Source organism: Serratia proteamaculans (genome assembly GCF_013337185.1).
Taxonomy (GTDB): domain Bacteria; phylum Pseudomonadota; class Gammaproteobacteria; order Enterobacterales; family Enterobacteriaceae; genus Serratia; species Serratia proteamaculans_D.
Genome location: NZ_SWDE01000004.1, coordinates 95,001 through 109,531 on the forward strand (window position 1 = coordinate 95,001; position 14,531 = coordinate 109,531).

At 55.6% G+C, this 14,531-nt stretch carries 14 protein-coding genes; 6 read left to right on the plus strand and 8 right to left on the minus strand.

Annotated features, from left to right (window positions below; genetic code table 11):
- Nucleotides 1-3: 3 nt before the first annotated feature.
- The 8 genes from panF to acuI form a co-directional block, all read right to left on the minus strand.
- On the minus strand, nt 4-1,449 hold the full coding sequence (panF, locus tag FCL49_RS16635) for a sodium/pantothenate symporter (protein ID WP_174354413.1): 1,446 nt from the start codon (nt 1,447-1,449) through the stop codon (nt 4-6).
- Nucleotides 1,439-1,681, minus strand: coding sequence for a YhdT family protein (locus FCL49_RS16640; protein ID WP_020832087.1), 243 nt, complete (start codon nt 1,679-1,681; stop codon nt 1,439-1,441). The genes panF and FCL49_RS16640 overlap by 11 nt, the downstream gene beginning before the upstream one ends.
- A 154-nt stretch (nt 1,682-1,835) precedes the next feature.
- Nucleotides 1,836-3,185 carry an acetyl-CoA carboxylase biotin carboxylase subunit gene (gene accC, locus FCL49_RS16645; RefSeq protein WP_012147113.1) on the minus strand — a complete coding sequence of 450 codons (1,350 nt, stop codon included), beginning with the start codon at nt 3,183-3,185 and terminating at the stop codon, nt 1,836-1,838.
- Between the two features lie 10 nt (nt 3,186-3,195).
- Nucleotides 3,196-3,660, minus strand: a complete 465-nt coding sequence (gene accB / locus FCL49_RS16650) for an acetyl-CoA carboxylase biotin carboxyl carrier protein (protein ID WP_012147112.1) — start codon at nt 3,658-3,660, stop codon at nt 3,196-3,198.
- Nucleotides 3,661-3,692: 32 nt separating this feature from the next.
- Nucleotides 3,693-4,145, minus strand: a complete 453-nt coding sequence (gene aroQ, locus FCL49_RS16655; RefSeq protein ID WP_012147111.1) for a type II 3-dehydroquinate dehydratase — start codon at nt 4,143-4,145, stop codon at nt 3,693-3,695.
- A 241-nt stretch (nt 4,146-4,386) separates the two neighbouring features.
- Entirely contained in the window at nt 4,387-4,986 is a 600-nt protein-coding gene (msrQ, locus tag FCL49_RS16660) for a protein-methionine-sulfoxide reductase heme-binding subunit MsrQ (RefSeq protein ID WP_012147110.1), read from the minus strand.
- Nucleotides 4,987-5,988 carry a protein-methionine-sulfoxide reductase catalytic subunit MsrP gene (msrP, locus tag FCL49_RS16665; protein WP_174354414.1) on the minus strand — a complete coding sequence of 334 codons (1,002 nt, stop codon included), beginning with the start codon at nt 5,986-5,988 and terminating at the stop codon, nt 4,987-4,989.
- Nucleotides 5,989-6,111: 123 nt separating this feature from the next.
- Nucleotides 6,112-7,089 carry an acrylyl-CoA reductase (NADPH) gene (acuI, locus tag FCL49_RS16670; protein WP_174354415.1) on the minus strand — a complete coding sequence of 326 codons (978 nt, stop codon included), beginning with the start codon at nt 7,087-7,089 and terminating at the stop codon, nt 6,112-6,114.
- A 294-nt stretch (nt 7,090-7,383) separates the two neighbouring features.
- Between acuI and csrD the strand changes: the two genes are divergently transcribed.
- From csrD to rng, 6 genes are all read left to right on the plus strand, one after another.
- A complete protein-coding gene (csrD, locus tag FCL49_RS16675) occupies nt 7,384-9,315 on the plus strand; it encodes an RNase E specificity factor CsrD (protein ID WP_174354416.1) in 1,932 nt (643 codons plus the stop codon).
- A gap of 412 nt (nt 9,316-9,727) precedes the next feature.
- Nucleotides 9,728-10,771: a rod shape-determining protein MreB gene (mreB, locus tag FCL49_RS16680; RefSeq protein WP_012147106.1), complete on the plus strand. Its 1,044-nt coding sequence runs from the start codon at nt 9,728-9,730 to the stop codon at nt 10,769-10,771.
- A gap of 94 nt (nt 10,772-10,865) precedes the next feature.
- Nucleotides 10,866-11,870 (plus strand): rod shape-determining protein MreC, encoded by a 1,005-nt coding sequence (gene mreC, locus FCL49_RS16685; RefSeq protein WP_174354417.1) that lies wholly within the window; start codon nt 10,866-10,868, stop codon nt 11,868-11,870.
- Complete coding sequence (gene mreD / locus FCL49_RS16690) at nt 11,867-12,355, plus strand: rod shape-determining protein MreD (protein WP_012147104.1); 489 nt, start codon at nt 11,867-11,869, stop codon at nt 12,353-12,355. Before mreC ends, mreD begins: the two co-directional genes overlap by 4 nt.
- A gap of 10 nt (nt 12,356-12,365) precedes the next feature.
- A complete protein-coding gene (locus FCL49_RS16695) occupies nt 12,366-12,950 on the plus strand; it encodes a Maf family protein (protein ID WP_174354418.1) in 585 nt (194 codons plus the stop codon).
- 38 nt (nt 12,951-12,988) lie between these two features.
- On the plus strand, nt 12,989-14,458 hold the full coding sequence (rng, locus tag FCL49_RS16700; RefSeq protein ID WP_012147102.1) for a ribonuclease G: 1,470 nt from the start codon (nt 12,989-12,991) through the stop codon (nt 14,456-14,458).
- Nucleotides 14,459-14,531: the final 73 nt, after the last annotated feature.

Consider the following 14,531-nt stretch of genomic DNA (forward strand, 5'->3'; position numbering starts at 1 on the left):
CTTTTAAGAGGGTAATGATGACGCCGTCCGGCGTTTTTCGCCGACGAGGTTACCGATATAAAACGCCAGCAGGCTAAGCAGCAACGAAGGCACAATAGGGTGCAGCCCCGCCAGTTGCAGCTTGACGCTGGCCAATAGCGTATAGCATACCGCACCCGTCACCATTGAGCTAAGCGCTCCCTGCGCGTTGGCACGTTCCCAGTACAGGCCCAGTACCAGCGGCCACAGGAAGACCGCCTCCAGACCGCCGAACGCCAGCAGGTTCAGCCAGATGATCATTTCCGGTGGTCGCCATGCCGCCAGTAGCACCAAAAGCCCGAGGATTAACGTGGTCAGGCTGGAGAAGCGTTTAATCAGGCGTTCGTTCTGCATTTGCTGCGGGCGTACGCCAAGGTAGAGATCTTTAATAATAGTGGCGGAAGATTGCAGCAGCTGGGCATTAATGGTCGACATGATGGCCGCCATCGGTGCGGCCAGGAAGATACCGGCGGCATAGGGTGGCAGCACGGTGATCATCAGCGTCGGGATCACCTGATCGGGGATCTTCAGATCCGGCAACACCGCGCGGCCCAGAGCACCGGCCAGGTGCATACCGAACATCAGCACCGCGACTACCATGGTGCCGAGGATGATGCCGCGGTGTACTGCCTTACTGTCTTTGTAGGAAATACAGCGAACCGCAGTATGCGGCAGGCCAATCACGCCAAAGCACACCAGGATCCAGAACGAGGCCATAAACGGCAGGCTGAGGATCTGCTCACCGCCCTGCGGCGACACCAGCGCCGGGTCAATTTGCTGGAGTTTGTCCACCGCGCTGTGCAGGCCGCCAGCGGCGTGGATCACTGCAACCAGCAACAGCACGGTGCCGATCAACATCACCAGGCCCTGCATGGCATCGTTCAGCACGCTGGCACGAAAGCCGCCAAAGGCGGTGTACAGCGCGATGCTGACGCCAAAGATCAGCAGGCCGGTGTCGTAAGGGATGCCGGCAGCAGTTTCCAGCAGGCGCGCGCCGCCGATAAACTGCACCGTCATCGCCCCCAGGAACGCCACCAACAAACTGAGACTGGCCAGCCAGACTAACAGACGGCTTTGATAGCGGCCGTACAGCATGTCGTTTAAGGTGATGGCGTTGTAGCGGCGCGCCAGAATGGCGAACTTCTTGCCCAGCACCCCGAGTGAAAGCCACACCGCCGGCAGTTGGATCATCGCCAGCAGCACCCAGCCAAGGCCATATTTATAGGCGGCGCCGGGGCCACCGATAAACGAACTGGCGCTGATATAGGTAGCGGTCAGCGTCATGGCCAGCACGAAGCCGCCCATCGATCGGCTGCCCAGGAAGTACTCGCTAAGAAAGTTGCCGGTCTGACGTCGGCTGTAAGCGTAGACCGACAGCCCAAACACCAGCAGCAGATAGCCGACCAGCGGCAGAACGACTTCAGTTTGCATCGCCGTCCTCCAGTGAAATATCACGGAATATGCCGCGTACCATCAGCCAGCACAGGCCGATAAACAGCAGTGGCACCAATAAGCAGGCCATTTCGAACCAGTGTGGCAGGCCGGTAATCCCGGATGCGCTGTCTGGCAGATAGGCCGCCAACGACCAGGCCAGCAGATAGAGCAGCGTCAGACCGAGCGCCCAGCGCGCCTCGCGGTGCGCTTGAATAAAGCGTGTGTCCATCAGTGTTCCCCATAGGTTTACGGTGATGGTTTTGCCAAAGGTAAGGAATTCTACGGCAAGGCCGGATTTTGCCAAGCCGTTACCGTGCCTGAGATGAAAAAGAAAAAGGCCGGTGATTAACCGGCCTTCTGTCAGGCGTTATGAATAGCCTGCCTTAGGTTTCCTGCAGACCGAGCTTCTTCTCCAGATAGTGGATGTTGGTGCCACCGTGCTGGAAGTTTTCGTCGCTCATGATCCGCTGCTGCAGTTCAACGTTGGTTTTGATGCCATCGATGATCAGCTCAGCCAGGGCGTTCTTCATGCGGGCAATCGCCACGTCACGGTTTTCACCGTAAGTGATCAGTTTGCCGATCATGGAATCATAGTACGGCGGTACGGTATAACCGGCGTAAATATGAGATTCCCAACGCACGCCGAAACCGCCTGGCGCATGGAAACGGGTGATCTTGCCTGGGCTTGGCAGGAAGGTGTTCGGGTCTTCGGCGTTGATACGGCATTCCACCGCGTGGCCGTGAACCTTCACTTCATCCTGTTTGATCGACAGCGGCTGACCGGCAGCGATGCGCAGCTGCTCTTTGATCAGATCCACACCGGTGATCATTTCGGTAACCGGGTGTTCAACCTGAATACGGGTGTTCATTTCGATGAAATAGAACTCGCCGTTTTCGTACAGGAACTCGAAAGTACCCGCGCCGCGGTAACCGATCTCAACACAGGCTTTCGAGCAGCGCTCGCCGATGTAACGGCGCATTTCGCTGGTGATGCCTGGTGCTGGAGCCTCTTCAACCACTTTCTGGTGACGGCGCTGCATGGAGCAGTCGCGCTCGGCCAGATAGATGGCGTTACCCTGACCGTCTGCCAAAATCTGAATTTCGATATGGCGTGGGTTTTCCAGGTATTTTTCCATATAAACCATGTCATTGTTGAAAGCCGCTTTGGCTTCAGCTTTGGTCATGGAAATGGATTGTTCGAGGTCTTTGTCGCTGCGCACGACGCGCATGCCACGGCCGCCACCGCCGCCAGATGCCTTGATGATCACCGGGTAGCCGATGCGCTTGGCGAAGGCACGGTTTTTATCCATGTCGTCGGTCAGCGGGCCATCGGAGCCTGGTACGCAAGGCACGCCGGCTTTCTTCATGGCGTTGATGGCAGAAACCTTGTCGCCCATCAGGCGGATGGTTTCGGCTTTCGGGCCGATGAAGATAAAGCCGGAGCGTTCGATCTGCTCGGCGAAGTCGGCGTTCTCGGACAAGAAGCCGTAACCCGGGTGGATCGCCACTGCGCCGGTAATTTCCGCCGCAGAGATGATAGCCGGGATATTCAGATAGCTTTTTACCGATGGCGCAGGACCGATACACACGGTCTCGTCAGCCAGCAGTACGTGTTTCAGATCGCGATCGGCTGTGGAATGCACGGCAACGGTTTTGATGCCCAGCTCTTTACAGGCACGCAGGATACGAAGCGCGATCTCGCCACGGTTGGCGATAACAATTTTATCAAGCATGTTCGCCTCGTTATTCGATGACGACCAGTGGCTCGTCAAATTCTACCGGTTGGCCGTTCTCTACCAGAATGGCTTTCACCACGCCGGATTTATCCGCTTCGATCTGGTTCATCATTTTCATGGCTTCAACGATGCACAGCGTGTCGCCGGCATTCACTTTCTGGCCAATTTCGATGAAGGCTTTCGCATCCGGGCTCGGCGTGCGGTAGAAGGTGCCGACCATTGGAGAACGGACGATGTGGCCACTCATGGCCGCTGGTGCTGCAGGGGTTTCGGCTGGCGCGGCAGCAACGGCAGTAGCCAGTGCTGGCTGCGGCTGTGCCGGCATTGCGTATGCCTGCGGCATCATTGGGTAAGCCTGTGCCGGAGCGGCACGGCTGATGCGAACCGACTCTTCGCCTTCAGAGATTTCCAGTTCAGAAATACCTGATTCTTCAACCAGTTCGATCAGTTTCTTGATTTTACGAATATCCATGAGTGTGATTCCGTACTCTTTTTGCGTAGCAATTAGTGGGTTTTCGACAGACGGTTAACCGCTGCCTGTAAAGCAAATGTGTAGCCATCTGCGCCGAGGCCGCAAATCACACCCACCGCAATATCGGAAAGGTAGGAGTGATGACGGAAAGGCTCTCGGGCATGCACGTTGGAGAGGTGGATCTCGATAAACGGGATCTGCACCGCCAGCAATGCATCGCGCAGCGCCACGCTGGTATGCGTGAACGCGGCAGGGTTGATCAGAATAAAATCTGTGTTGCCGCGTGCCTGATGTATGCAGTCGATAAGCGCATGTTCAGCGTTAGACTGCAGATGGCTCAGGGTAATATCCAGTGCGGATGCCTGGTTTTCCAATCCGTTAACAATCTCTGTTAGCGTCGTGCTGCCGTACTTCTCCGGCTCACGCGTCCCCAGCAGATTCAGATTGGGGCCGTTCAGAAGCAAAATGTGAAACTTATCCGCCATTGTGCTGGTATCTCCGGCAATAAAACCATCATCGTAGAAAATAACCCGATGTCACCGATTTGTCACCTGTTAAGGGGAAAATTCACCCTGAGAACAGAAACAAGGTCGGGCATTATAACGATATCGTAGCAATTCGCAGCTAAATACTGGTCTTATCAGCGAAGATATTCAACCCAAAACCTGCAAACAGACAGGGGTGTTATCGCATTATGAGGGGTAGAACACAGAAAAGTTCCGCCTTTTAACGCCACCAATTGCGGAATTTCTTGTAGCGTAGCGCTAGCAGCACGACGGCCAGCAGGGCATAAATGAAGGGCTGTGGTGAAAAGGTTTTGACCGACCACAGGTAGTGAATCGGTGCCAGGATGGCCACCAGATACACCAGATTATGTAACGTCTGCCATTTGGCCCCCAGTTTGCGCATGGCCCACAACGTCGAGGTTGCCGCCAACGCCAGCAGGATCAGCCAACTGATAATGCCGAGCGTCAGGTAAGGGCGGGTAACCAGTTCACGCCCCAGCAGGCCAATATTGCTCAGCCCCAATTCCAGCGTCGAATAGCTTATCAGATGCAGCGTGCCCCAGGCAAAGCACCACAACCCTACCAGACGGCGGCACCGGATCAACAGAGGCTGGCGGGTGTAGCGTGCCAGCGGGGCGATCATCAAGGTTGCCAGCAACAGTTTCAGCGTCATCCTGCCGGTAAAGTGCTGGATATCCTTGGCCGGATCGGCGCTGAACCAGCCCTGATCCACCGACAATACCAGCCAGAGAAAGGGCAAAAATGCCGCCAGATAAATGGCGACCTTGATCCCTTTGATATGGGTAGGAGTCAAACGCACTTAGAAGTTCTCCCGTAGATTCAGGCCGCGGTACAGCGATGCGACCTGTTCGGCATAGCCATTAAACAGCAGGGTGGGCTGGCGTTTAACGTCCAGAATGCCGCCTGAACCAATAAAACGCTCGGTGGCCTGCGACCAGCGCGGGTGATCGACGTGCGGATTCACGTTGGCATAGAAGCCGTATTCATTAGGTGCCGACTCATTCCAGGTGGTGGGCGGTTGATCGCGCACCAGGCGGATATGGACGATCGACTTTATACCTTTAAAACCGTATTTCCATGGGGTGATCAAGCGCAGCGGCGCACCATTCTGCGGTGGCAATGTTTTGCCGTATACGCCGACGGTCAGCAGCGCCAGCGGGTTCATCGCCTCATCGAGACGCAGCCCTTCGACATAGGGATACTTCAACCCGCCGCCGATAAAGCGGTCTTTCTGGCCGGGCATCTGTTCCGGGTCGTACAACGTCTGGAAGGCGACGTAACGCGCGTTGCTGTTGGGTTCTGCCAGCTTGATCAATTTACCCAATTCAAAGCCAATCCACGGCACCACCATTGACCAGGCTTCAACGCAGCGCATGCGATAGATGCGCTGTTCCAGTGGGAAGCGTTTGATTAAATCATCGATGTCCAGCGTGATCGGTTTGGCGACTTCGCCGTCGATACGTACCTGCCAACCTTCGGTTTTCAACCCGCCGGCATTGGCTGCCGGATCGGCCTTGTCCAGACCGAATTCGTAGAAATTGTTGTAGCCGGTGACTTTATCTTCCGGCGTCAAAGCCAACTGGGCCTGCCAGGCGGCAGGTTTGCTGAACTCCAGTGGTTTACCGGGCGGAGCCTTGGGCCGATCGTGGCCTTTAAACCATGACAGCAAATCGGCCTGCGCATTAAGCGGCAGGGCCAGTGATGCGGCGGTAATGCCTAACGCCTGCAACACTTTACGCCGCTGATAAAACACGCTCTCGGGCGTGACATCGGCCTCAGTTAATTTACGTTGTTTGCTCATACTGTTTTTCTCCACGTATCTGGAGTAAGCATGGCGTGAAACCTGGTCTTATGCGAGAGGCGGCGGGAAAATATGAAATTTCGCAGACGGGATAGGGGCCCCCGTTGTTGGGGGCCGTCAGGCTTAGCGGATTTTCACCAGGGTGCGGCCGGTGACTTTGTTATCCAACAGTGCGGCAGCCGTGGCCGGTGCCTGTTCCAGCGTGATTTCCTGGGTGGCTTGTTGGTAGAAACTGTCCGACAGGATACCGGCCAGACGTTCCCAGGCGGTTTGACGGCGATGCAACGGAGTGTGCACCGAGTCGACCCCTTGCAGACGAACATTGCGCAAAATAAATGGCATCACCGTGGTCGGCAGGTGATAACCGCCGGCCAGGCCGCAGGCGGCGACCGTGCCGTTATAGTTCATTTGCGCCAATACCCGCGCCAGCATAGTGTCGCCGACGGTATCCACCGCACCGGCCCACAGTTGCTTTTCCAACGGGCGCGGAGCTTCGAGATAGCCGTCACGCGACAGCACTTCTTTGGCACCGAGCGCTTTCAGGTAGTCAGTATTGCTTTCCCGGCCGCTGATGGCCGTGACGTGATAGCCCAGCGCCGCCAGAATGGCGACCGCCGTGCTGCCCACGCCACCGCTGGCACCGGTGACCAGAATGTCGCCGTCATCCGGATGTACGCCGCCTTCTTCCAGCGCCATCACGCACAGCATGGCGGTAAAGCCGGCGGTACCGAGGATCATCGCTTTACGCTCATCGAGTCCGTTCGGCAACGGCACCAGCCATTCCCCGGAGACCCTCGCCTGCTCAGCCAGGCCACCCCAGTGGTTTTCACCCACGCCCCAGCCGGTGAGCACCACGCTCTGGCCTTCTTTAAAACGATCGTCGCGGCTTTGGCGCACGGTACCGGCGAAGTCGATGCCTGGCACCATCGGGAAGTTACGCACGATTTTGCCTTTACCGGTGATCGCCAACGCGTCTTTATAGTTAATGCTGGACCAATTAACGTCTACCGTGACGTCGCCGTCGGGCAGTTGGTCACTGTTGATATCTTTGACGCGAGCCAGAGTTTGATCGTCTTGTTGTTCCAATAACAGTGCACGCATGTCACTCTTCCTCTTGTTTGCAATTTTGTCATGGATGGCTGGATCCGATTTAATTGACTATATGCATATAAGAAATTTATGTCCTGATAAAAGGCAAAAAAGGGTGATTGAAGGTTTTCTTCGTTGATGATGCTTGGTAGTTTTAGCGGCATGAACTGCCGGCGGTGATCGTCAAGGATACGCCAGCGATTAATTAAAAATCAGGGTATTGTGTTGGATTCATTTGAGCGAATTCGGGGCCTTTATACGACCAAAGGTGAAAATCCACGTAACCATAACGGACAAGGCACAGGGATGCGATTCACCACCAAGCTCTCTGCATTGATCACCCTGCTTGTTGCTCTGGCGATGTTTTTGATGCTGATGGGCTGCTCGTACAGTTACTTCTACGTCACTCAGGAGAGGCTGGATCGCCGCTTCGATTCGCTGATGACTTCGCTCGATCAGGCGATGTTGCATGAATCACCAGAGGAACAGGAGCAATGGTTACCGCTGGTGATGCGCCCGCTCGGTATTGTGGCCGTCAGTGTAGATACCAGCCATAGCAATCTCCTTTCTTATCATCTGCCAACGGTAAAGCCGTCCTGGGAGTCGCTCAACGACTACCGGCAGGTTTCTCTGCCGCTGATGCAGCATCCCGGCGCTTCGCTACGCATTACCTATATTGACCCTTTCGCCAGCGACGTGCGTTCGTTGCAATCTACTGCGGCTGTCACTTTATCGATCGTCGTGATGGTGGTTATCTTGCTGTTCAGTCTGCGTTGGTTGCGCGATCAGGCAGACGGAGAGGACCGGCTGGAGCGCCGTGCGCGCCGTATTCTTAACGGTGAACGAGAGAGCGTGATGCAGGGGGATGTGCGCGAATGGCCGGCGAACGTCAGCGGTGCGCTCGATCGCCTGCTGGCGGATCTGGCGGAAGCGCGCGAGGAGCGCAGTCGGGTCGATACGCTGATCCGCGCTTTCGCCGCGCAGGACGCCAAAACCGGGCTGAACAACCGGTTATTCTTTGATAACCAACTGACCACGCAGCTGGAAGAGGCAGGTTCGCACGGCATTGTCATGATGGTGCGATTGCCGGATTTCGACACGCTGCGGGAAACCCACGGCAACAGTGCGGTACAGGAACTGATGTATTCGCTGGTCAATCTGTTGTCGACTTTTGTGATGCGCTACCCGGCGGCGTTGTTGGCGCGCTATTTCCATAGCGATTTTACCGTCCTGTTGCCACATCGCACGCTGAAAGAGGCGGACGGCATTGCTTCACAGTTGGTTCATGCCATTGATGCGCTGCCTTCAACGGCGCTTATCGATCGCGAGGCGTTTTTGCATATCGGTATCGTGGCCTACCGCAGCGGACAAAGCACCGAACAGGTGATTGATTATGCAGAGCAGGCTACACGGCATGCCACGCTGCAGGGAGAAAACGGCTGGTATGTTTACGACAGCCAGGTGCCGGAGAAAGGGCGCGGTAGCGTCAAATGGCGCACTCTGTTGGAACAGGTACTGGCACGGGGCGGTCCAAGGTTATACCAGAAACCGGCGGTGACGGTGGAGGGGGAAGTCCATCACCGGGAGATCATGAGCCGGATATACGATGGAACCCAGGAACTGCTGCCATCCGAGTATATGCCGCTGGTCCAGCAGTTGGGCCTGGCGGAAAGTTACGACCGCCAGCATCTGAGTCGTATTCTTCCCTTGCTGGCGCTGTGGCCGGAAGAAACGCTGGCATTTACGCTGTGCGTAGACTCATTATTGCAGCGAACTTTCCAGCGTTGGCTACGTGATAGCCTGCTACAGTGTGAAAAAAGTCATCGTCGGCGAATTCTGATTGAACTTGCAGAGGCAGACGTGTGTCAACATATCGACCGTTTGCGCCCGGTGCTGAGATTGCTCTCAGGATTGGGGTGTCGTCTGGCCGTGTCCCAGGCGGGGTTAACCGTGGTTAGTACCTCCTATATCAAGTCCTTACCGGTGGAACTGGTCAAGCTCCATCCGGGGTTGGTGCGGAGTATTGATAAGCGGGATGAGAATCAGCTGTTCGTTCAGAGCCTGACTGGCGCCTGTGAAGGCACCAGTACCCAGGTTTTTGCCGCCAGCGTGCGGACACGTAATGAATGGCAGACGCTGAAAGATCGCGGGATCCTCGGCGGGCAGGGTGACTTTTTTGCATCGCCGGAACCAATAGATGTAGGGCGTAAAAAATATTCGCGTCGTTATCGCGTTTAACCTGAATGCCGGGCAAAAATTGACGTAGAATGAGCGCCAATTCATCTGGGCTATTTTATCTGTCTTTTTGGGATTATCCCCAAACTGCCTGCGACAATGACGCCTATTTGATATAGGCTCTTGTCAGTCCTTTTCTGTTGAGCGTTGGTAGGTGCTTACCACCAACGGCAATCAGGGAATATGTTAGATTTTATGAGCTGTGTTACGCCGTTTCGTGCGCTGACAGGGTGGTAAACTGAGCCTTTGTTCAGGGAATTCAGGCCTCATCCAATTTCCGTGCATTCGAGCAGAAACAATACAGACTATTTTTCACCGAAGTAGAACATTTTTGCGCCTTGTCGCTGCTTCGTGTGGTTGGTAAAGTAGGCGGATTTTATTTTCCGCCCCCAGCTTGCAGGATTATCCTTTAGTTATGTTTAAGAAATTTCGTGGCATGTTTTCCAATGACTTGTCCATCGACTTGGGTACCGCCAATACCCTGATTTATGTTAAAGGGCAAGGCATTGTACTGAACGAACCTTCGGTGGTTGCCATTCGCCAGGATCGTGCCGGTTCACCCAAGAGCGTTGCGGCCGTGGGTCATGAGGCTAAACAGATGCTGGGGCGTACCCCCGGCAATATCGCGGCTATCCGTCCGATGAAAGACGGCGTTATCGCCGACTTCTTCGTGACTGAAAAAATGCTGCAGCACTTTATCAAACAGGTTCACAGCAACAGCTTCATGCGGCCAAGCCCGCGCGTGCTGGTGTGTGTGCCGGTTGGCGCAACTCAGGTTGAACGTCGTGCCATCCGCGAATCCGCCCAAGGGGCCGGTGCGCGTGAAGTGTTTCTGATTGAAGAGCCAATGGCTGCGGCAATCGGTGCAGGCCTGCCGGTCTCTGAAGCTACCGGTTCAATGGTGGTGGATATCGGTGGTGGTACTACTGAAGTGGCGGTGATCTCACTCAACGGTGTGGTCTACTCTTCTTCCGTGCGCATCGGCGGTGACCGTTTCGACGAAGCCATCATTAATTATGTGCGTCGTAACTATGGCTCACTGATTGGTGAAGCGACTGCCGAACGCATCAAGCACGGTATCGGTTCCGCTTATCCGGGCGATGAAGTGCATGAAATTGAAGTTCGCGGCCGTAACCTGGCCGAGGGCGTGCCGCGCGGCTTTACTCTCAATTCCAATGAAATCCTTGAAGCGCTGCAGGAGCCGTTGACCGGCATCGTCAGTGCGGTGATGGTCGCGCTGGAACAGTGTCCGCCGGAACTGGCTTCCGACATTTCCGAACGCGGCATGGTGTTGACCGGCGGTGGCGCATTGCTGCGCAACCTGGATCGCCTGCTGATGGAAGAAACCGGTATTCCGGTCGTCGTGGCAGAAGATCCGCTGACCTGCGTAGCTCGCGGTGGCGGCAAGGCGTTGGAAATGATCGACATGCATGGCGGCGATTTGTTCAGCGAAGAATAGTCAGCCCCAGGAAGGAGGAATCGTATCGGATGAATGCGCAAAGCGAAAATCAGGTACGGTTCCTCTTTCTGTTGTCGAGGAACACGCATAATTTATGAAGCCGATTTTTAGCAGGGGGCCTTCCCTGCAACTACGACTTTTTTTAGCAGTGATTGTGGCTATCTGCCTGATCGTTGCCGACAGCCGTCTCGGTACGTTCGTGAAAATACGTAACTACATGGACACGGCCGTTAGCCCTTTCTATTTTCTGGCCAATGGGCCGCGTAAGGTTTTGGACAGCGTTTCAGAAACGCTGGCTACCCGCCAACAGCTGGAGCTGGAAAACCGTGCTCTGCGGCAGGAACTGCTGCTGAAAAACAGCGATATTCTACTTCTTGGCCAATTCAAACAGGAAAACGCCCGTTTGCGTGAGCTGTTAGGCTCGCCGCTGCGCCAGGACGAACACAAAATGGTCACCCAGGTGATCTCGACCGGCTCCGATCCTTACAGCGATCAGGTGGTGATCGACAAAGGTTCGGACAACGGCGTTTATGAAGGCCAGCCGGTCATCAGTGATAAAGGCGTAGTCGGTCAGGTCGTCGCGGTGGCGAAAGTCACCAGCCGCGTGCTGCTGATCTGCGATGCCTCACACGCGCTGCCTATCCAGGTGCTGCGCAATGATATCCGGGTGATCGCTGCAGGTAGCGGCTGTGCCGATGATTTACAGCTCGAACATTTGCCGAACAATACCGATATTCGCGTGGGCGATGTACTGGTCACTTCCGGCCTGGGCGGCCGCTTCCCGGAAGGTTATCCGGTGGCGGTGGTGTCCTCGGTTAAAGTGGACAATCAACGTGCTTATACCGTGATCCAGGCACGCCCGACGGCGGGTCTGCAGCGTTTGCGCTATTTGTTGTTGCTGTGGGGCGCTGATCGCAATGGCGATATGCCGTTGCCGCCGGACGAAGTGCACCGTGTCGCCAATGAGCGTCTGATGCAGATGATGCCTCAGGTGCTGCCACCGGCCGATGCCATGGGGCCACAACAGCCTCTGCCGGCACCGGCGACCGGCATTGCTGTGCCACAAACCGCCGCACCGGCCGCGGGAGTCACCCAATGAATCGCTACCGCAGTAATGGGCGCTGGATAATCTGGCTGTCATTCCTGGTGGCGCTGGTGCTGCAAATTATGCCGTGGCCGGAACAGATCTACATGTTCCGTCCCTCCTGGCTGGCTTTGATCCTGATCTACTGGGTAATGGCACTGCCACACCGGGTTAACGTCGGCACCGGCTTTGTGCTGGGGCTGATTATGGATCTGATCCTCGGCTCTACGCTGGGCGTGCGTGCGCTGGCGCTGGGGATCATTGCCTATCTGGTCGCGTTCAAATTCCAACTGTTCCGCAATATGGCCCTCTGGCAACAGGCGCTGATCGTAGTGCTATTGTCACTGGCGATGGATGTTGTGGTGTTCTGGGCCGAGTTTTTGGTGATCAACGTTTCTTTCCGCCCAGAGGTGTTCTGGAGTAGTGTGGTAAACGGCATTCTGTGGCCGTGGTTATTCCTGCTGATGCGCAAAATCCGCCGTCAGTTCGCCGTACAGTAAGGGTATATCAATGACTTCGCTTTATCTGGCCTCCGGTTCTCCCCGTCGACGTGAATTACTGACCCTGTTGGGTGTGCCGTTTGAAATTATCCTGACGGATACCGAAGAACAGCGGCAGGAAGGGGAAGCAGCAGAGGTCTATGTGCGCCGTTTGGCGCAGGATAAGGCCAGGGCAGGCGTGGCGCTGGCCCAGCAGGACTGGCCGGTGCTGGGCGCGGATACCATTGTCGTGCTCAATGGCCGGGTGCTGGAAAAACCCCAAAGCGAAACGCATGCGGCACAAATGCTGGCGGCGCTGTCGGGTAAACAGCATCAGGTGATGACCGCGGTGGCGATCGCCGATCGCCATGACGTTCTGTGCCAGCTAGTGGTGACAGACGTGACATTCCGCAACCTGTCACAACAGGATATCTGCGACTATATTGCAACGGGCGAACCGATGGATAAAGCGGGCGCCTATGGAATTCAAGGAAAGGGTGGTTGTTTCGTCAGGACGATAACCGGGAGTTATCACGCGGTGATGGGCTTGCCGTTGGTCGAAACACATGAGCTGCTCAGTAATTTTGTCGCATTACGTGATGTAAGAACCGGTTGATGGGCGCTGCCATTATCGACCGGCTCTGAGGAGAAGGCATGACAGCTGAGCTACTGGTTAATATCACACCGTCTGAAACGCGGGTTGCCTATATTGATGGCGGCATCCTGCAAGAGATCCATATTGAGCGCGAATCCAAGCGCGGTATCGTCGGCAATATTTATAAAGGACGCGTAAGTCGCGTGTTGCCGGGTATGCAGGCGGCATTCGTCGATATCGGCCTGGACAAAGCGGCCTTCCTGCACGCCTCCGATATCATGCCGCACACCGAATGTGTTGCCGGCGATGAGCAGAAAAATTTCCACGTGCGCGATATTGCCGAGCTGGTACGCCAGGGGCAGGATCTGATGGTGCAGGTGGTGAAAGATCCGCTAGGCACCAAAGGCGCACGCCTGACCACCGACATCACTCTGCCTTCGCGTTACCTGGTGTTCATGCCGGGGGCGGCGCACGTTGGCGTTTCGCAGCGTATTGAAAGTGAAGCCGAGCGCGATCGTCTGAAAAAAGCCGTTGCCGGTTACTGTGATGAACTGGGTGGTTTTATCATCCGCACCGCGGCTGAAGGCATTGGTGAAGAAGAGCTGTCGCAAGATGCCGCCTTCCTCAAACGACTGTGGACCAAGGTGATGGAGCGTAAAAAACGCAACCAGACCAAATACAAGCTGTACGGCGAGCTGGCGCTGGCGCAGCGTATTTTGCGCGACTTCGCCGGTGCGGCACTGGACAGGATCCGCGTGGACTCCCGTTTGACCCACGATCTATTGGTGGAGTTTACCGGTGAGTACATCCCGGATATTACCGCCAAGCTGGAGCTGTATACCGGCAGCCAGCCGATCTTCGACCTGTACGACGTCGAAAACGAGATCCAGCGTGCGCTGGAGCGCAAGGTTGAGCTGAAGTCCGGCGGGTACCTGATCATCGACCAGACCGAAGCGATGACCACCGTGGATATCAATACCGGCGCCTTTGTCGGCCATCGCAATCTCGACGAAACCATCTTCAATACCAATATCGAAGCGACCCAGGCCATTGCCCGCCAACTGCGGCTGCGCAATCTGGGCGGCATTATCATCATCGACTTTATTGATATGAATAATGACGAACATCGCCGTCGGGTGCTGCATTCGCTGGAGCTGGCGCTGAGTAAAGATCGGGTAAAAACCACGATCAACGGCTTCTCTCAGCTAGGCTTAGTGGAAATGACGCGTAAACGTACGCGCGAAAGCATTGAACATGTGCTGTGTCATGATTGTCCTACTTGTCATGGACGCGGCACTTTGAAAACTGTGGAAACCGTGTGCTACGAAATTTTGCGTGAAATTGTGCGCGTGCACCATGCTTATGATTCAGATCGTTTCCTGGTTTACGCCTCTGCGGCGGTGGGTGAGGCGCTGAAAAGCGAAGAGTCCCATGCGTTGGCCGAAGTGGAAATCTTTGTTGGCAAACAGGTCAAGGTGCAGATCGAACCCTTGTACAGCCAGGAACAGTTTGACGTTGTCATGATGTAGTCCGCCTGTTGCGGCCAAAGTCCGATATTGGTGGGGCCCAGCATGCTGGGCCCCCCATGCATAGATATCCCGT

What these genes read in the sequence shown, in the direction of transcription:
- panF (WP_174354413.1), bottom strand. Translation starts at nt 1,449, where the DNA reads ATGCAAACTGAAGTCGTTCTGCCGCTGGTCGGCTATCTGCTGCTGGTG.
- FCL49_RS16640 (WP_020832087.1), bottom strand. Translation starts at nt 1,681, where the DNA reads ATGGACACACGCTTTATTCAAGCGCACCGCGAGGCGCGCTGGGCGCTC.
- accC (WP_012147113.1), bottom strand. Translation starts at nt 3,185, where the DNA reads ATGCTTGATAAAATTGTTATCGCCAACCGTGGCGAGATCGCGCTTCGT.
- accB (WP_012147112.1), bottom strand. Translation starts at nt 3,660, where the DNA reads ATGGATATTCGTAAAATCAAGAAACTGATCGAACTGGTTGAAGAATCA.
- aroQ (WP_012147111.1), bottom strand. Translation starts at nt 4,145, where the DNA reads ATGGCGGATAAGTTTCACATTTTGCTTCTGAACGGCCCCAATCTGAAT.
- msrP (WP_174354414.1), bottom strand. Translation starts at nt 5,988, where the DNA reads ATGAGCAAACAACGTAAATTAACTGAGGCCGATGTCACGCCCGAGAGC.
- acuI (WP_174354415.1), bottom strand. Translation starts at nt 7,089, where the DNA reads ATGCGTGCACTGTTATTGGAACAACAAGACGATCAAACTCTGGCTCGC.
- csrD (WP_174354416.1), top strand. Translation starts at nt 7,384, where the DNA reads ATGCGATTCACCACCAAGCTCTCTGCATTGATCACCCTGCTTGTTGCT.
- mreB (WP_012147106.1), top strand. Translation starts at nt 9,728, where the DNA reads ATGTTTAAGAAATTTCGTGGCATGTTTTCCAATGACTTGTCCATCGAC.
- mreC (WP_174354417.1), top strand. Translation starts at nt 10,866, where the DNA reads ATGAAGCCGATTTTTAGCAGGGGGCCTTCCCTGCAACTACGACTTTTT.
- mreD (WP_012147104.1), top strand. Translation starts at nt 11,867, where the DNA reads ATGAATCGCTACCGCAGTAATGGGCGCTGGATAATCTGGCTGTCATTC.
- FCL49_RS16695 (WP_174354418.1), top strand. Translation starts at nt 12,366, where the DNA reads ATGACTTCGCTTTATCTGGCCTCCGGTTCTCCCCGTCGACGTGAATTA.
- rng (WP_012147102.1), top strand. Translation starts at nt 12,989, where the DNA reads ATGACAGCTGAGCTACTGGTTAATATCACACCGTCTGAAACGCGGGTT.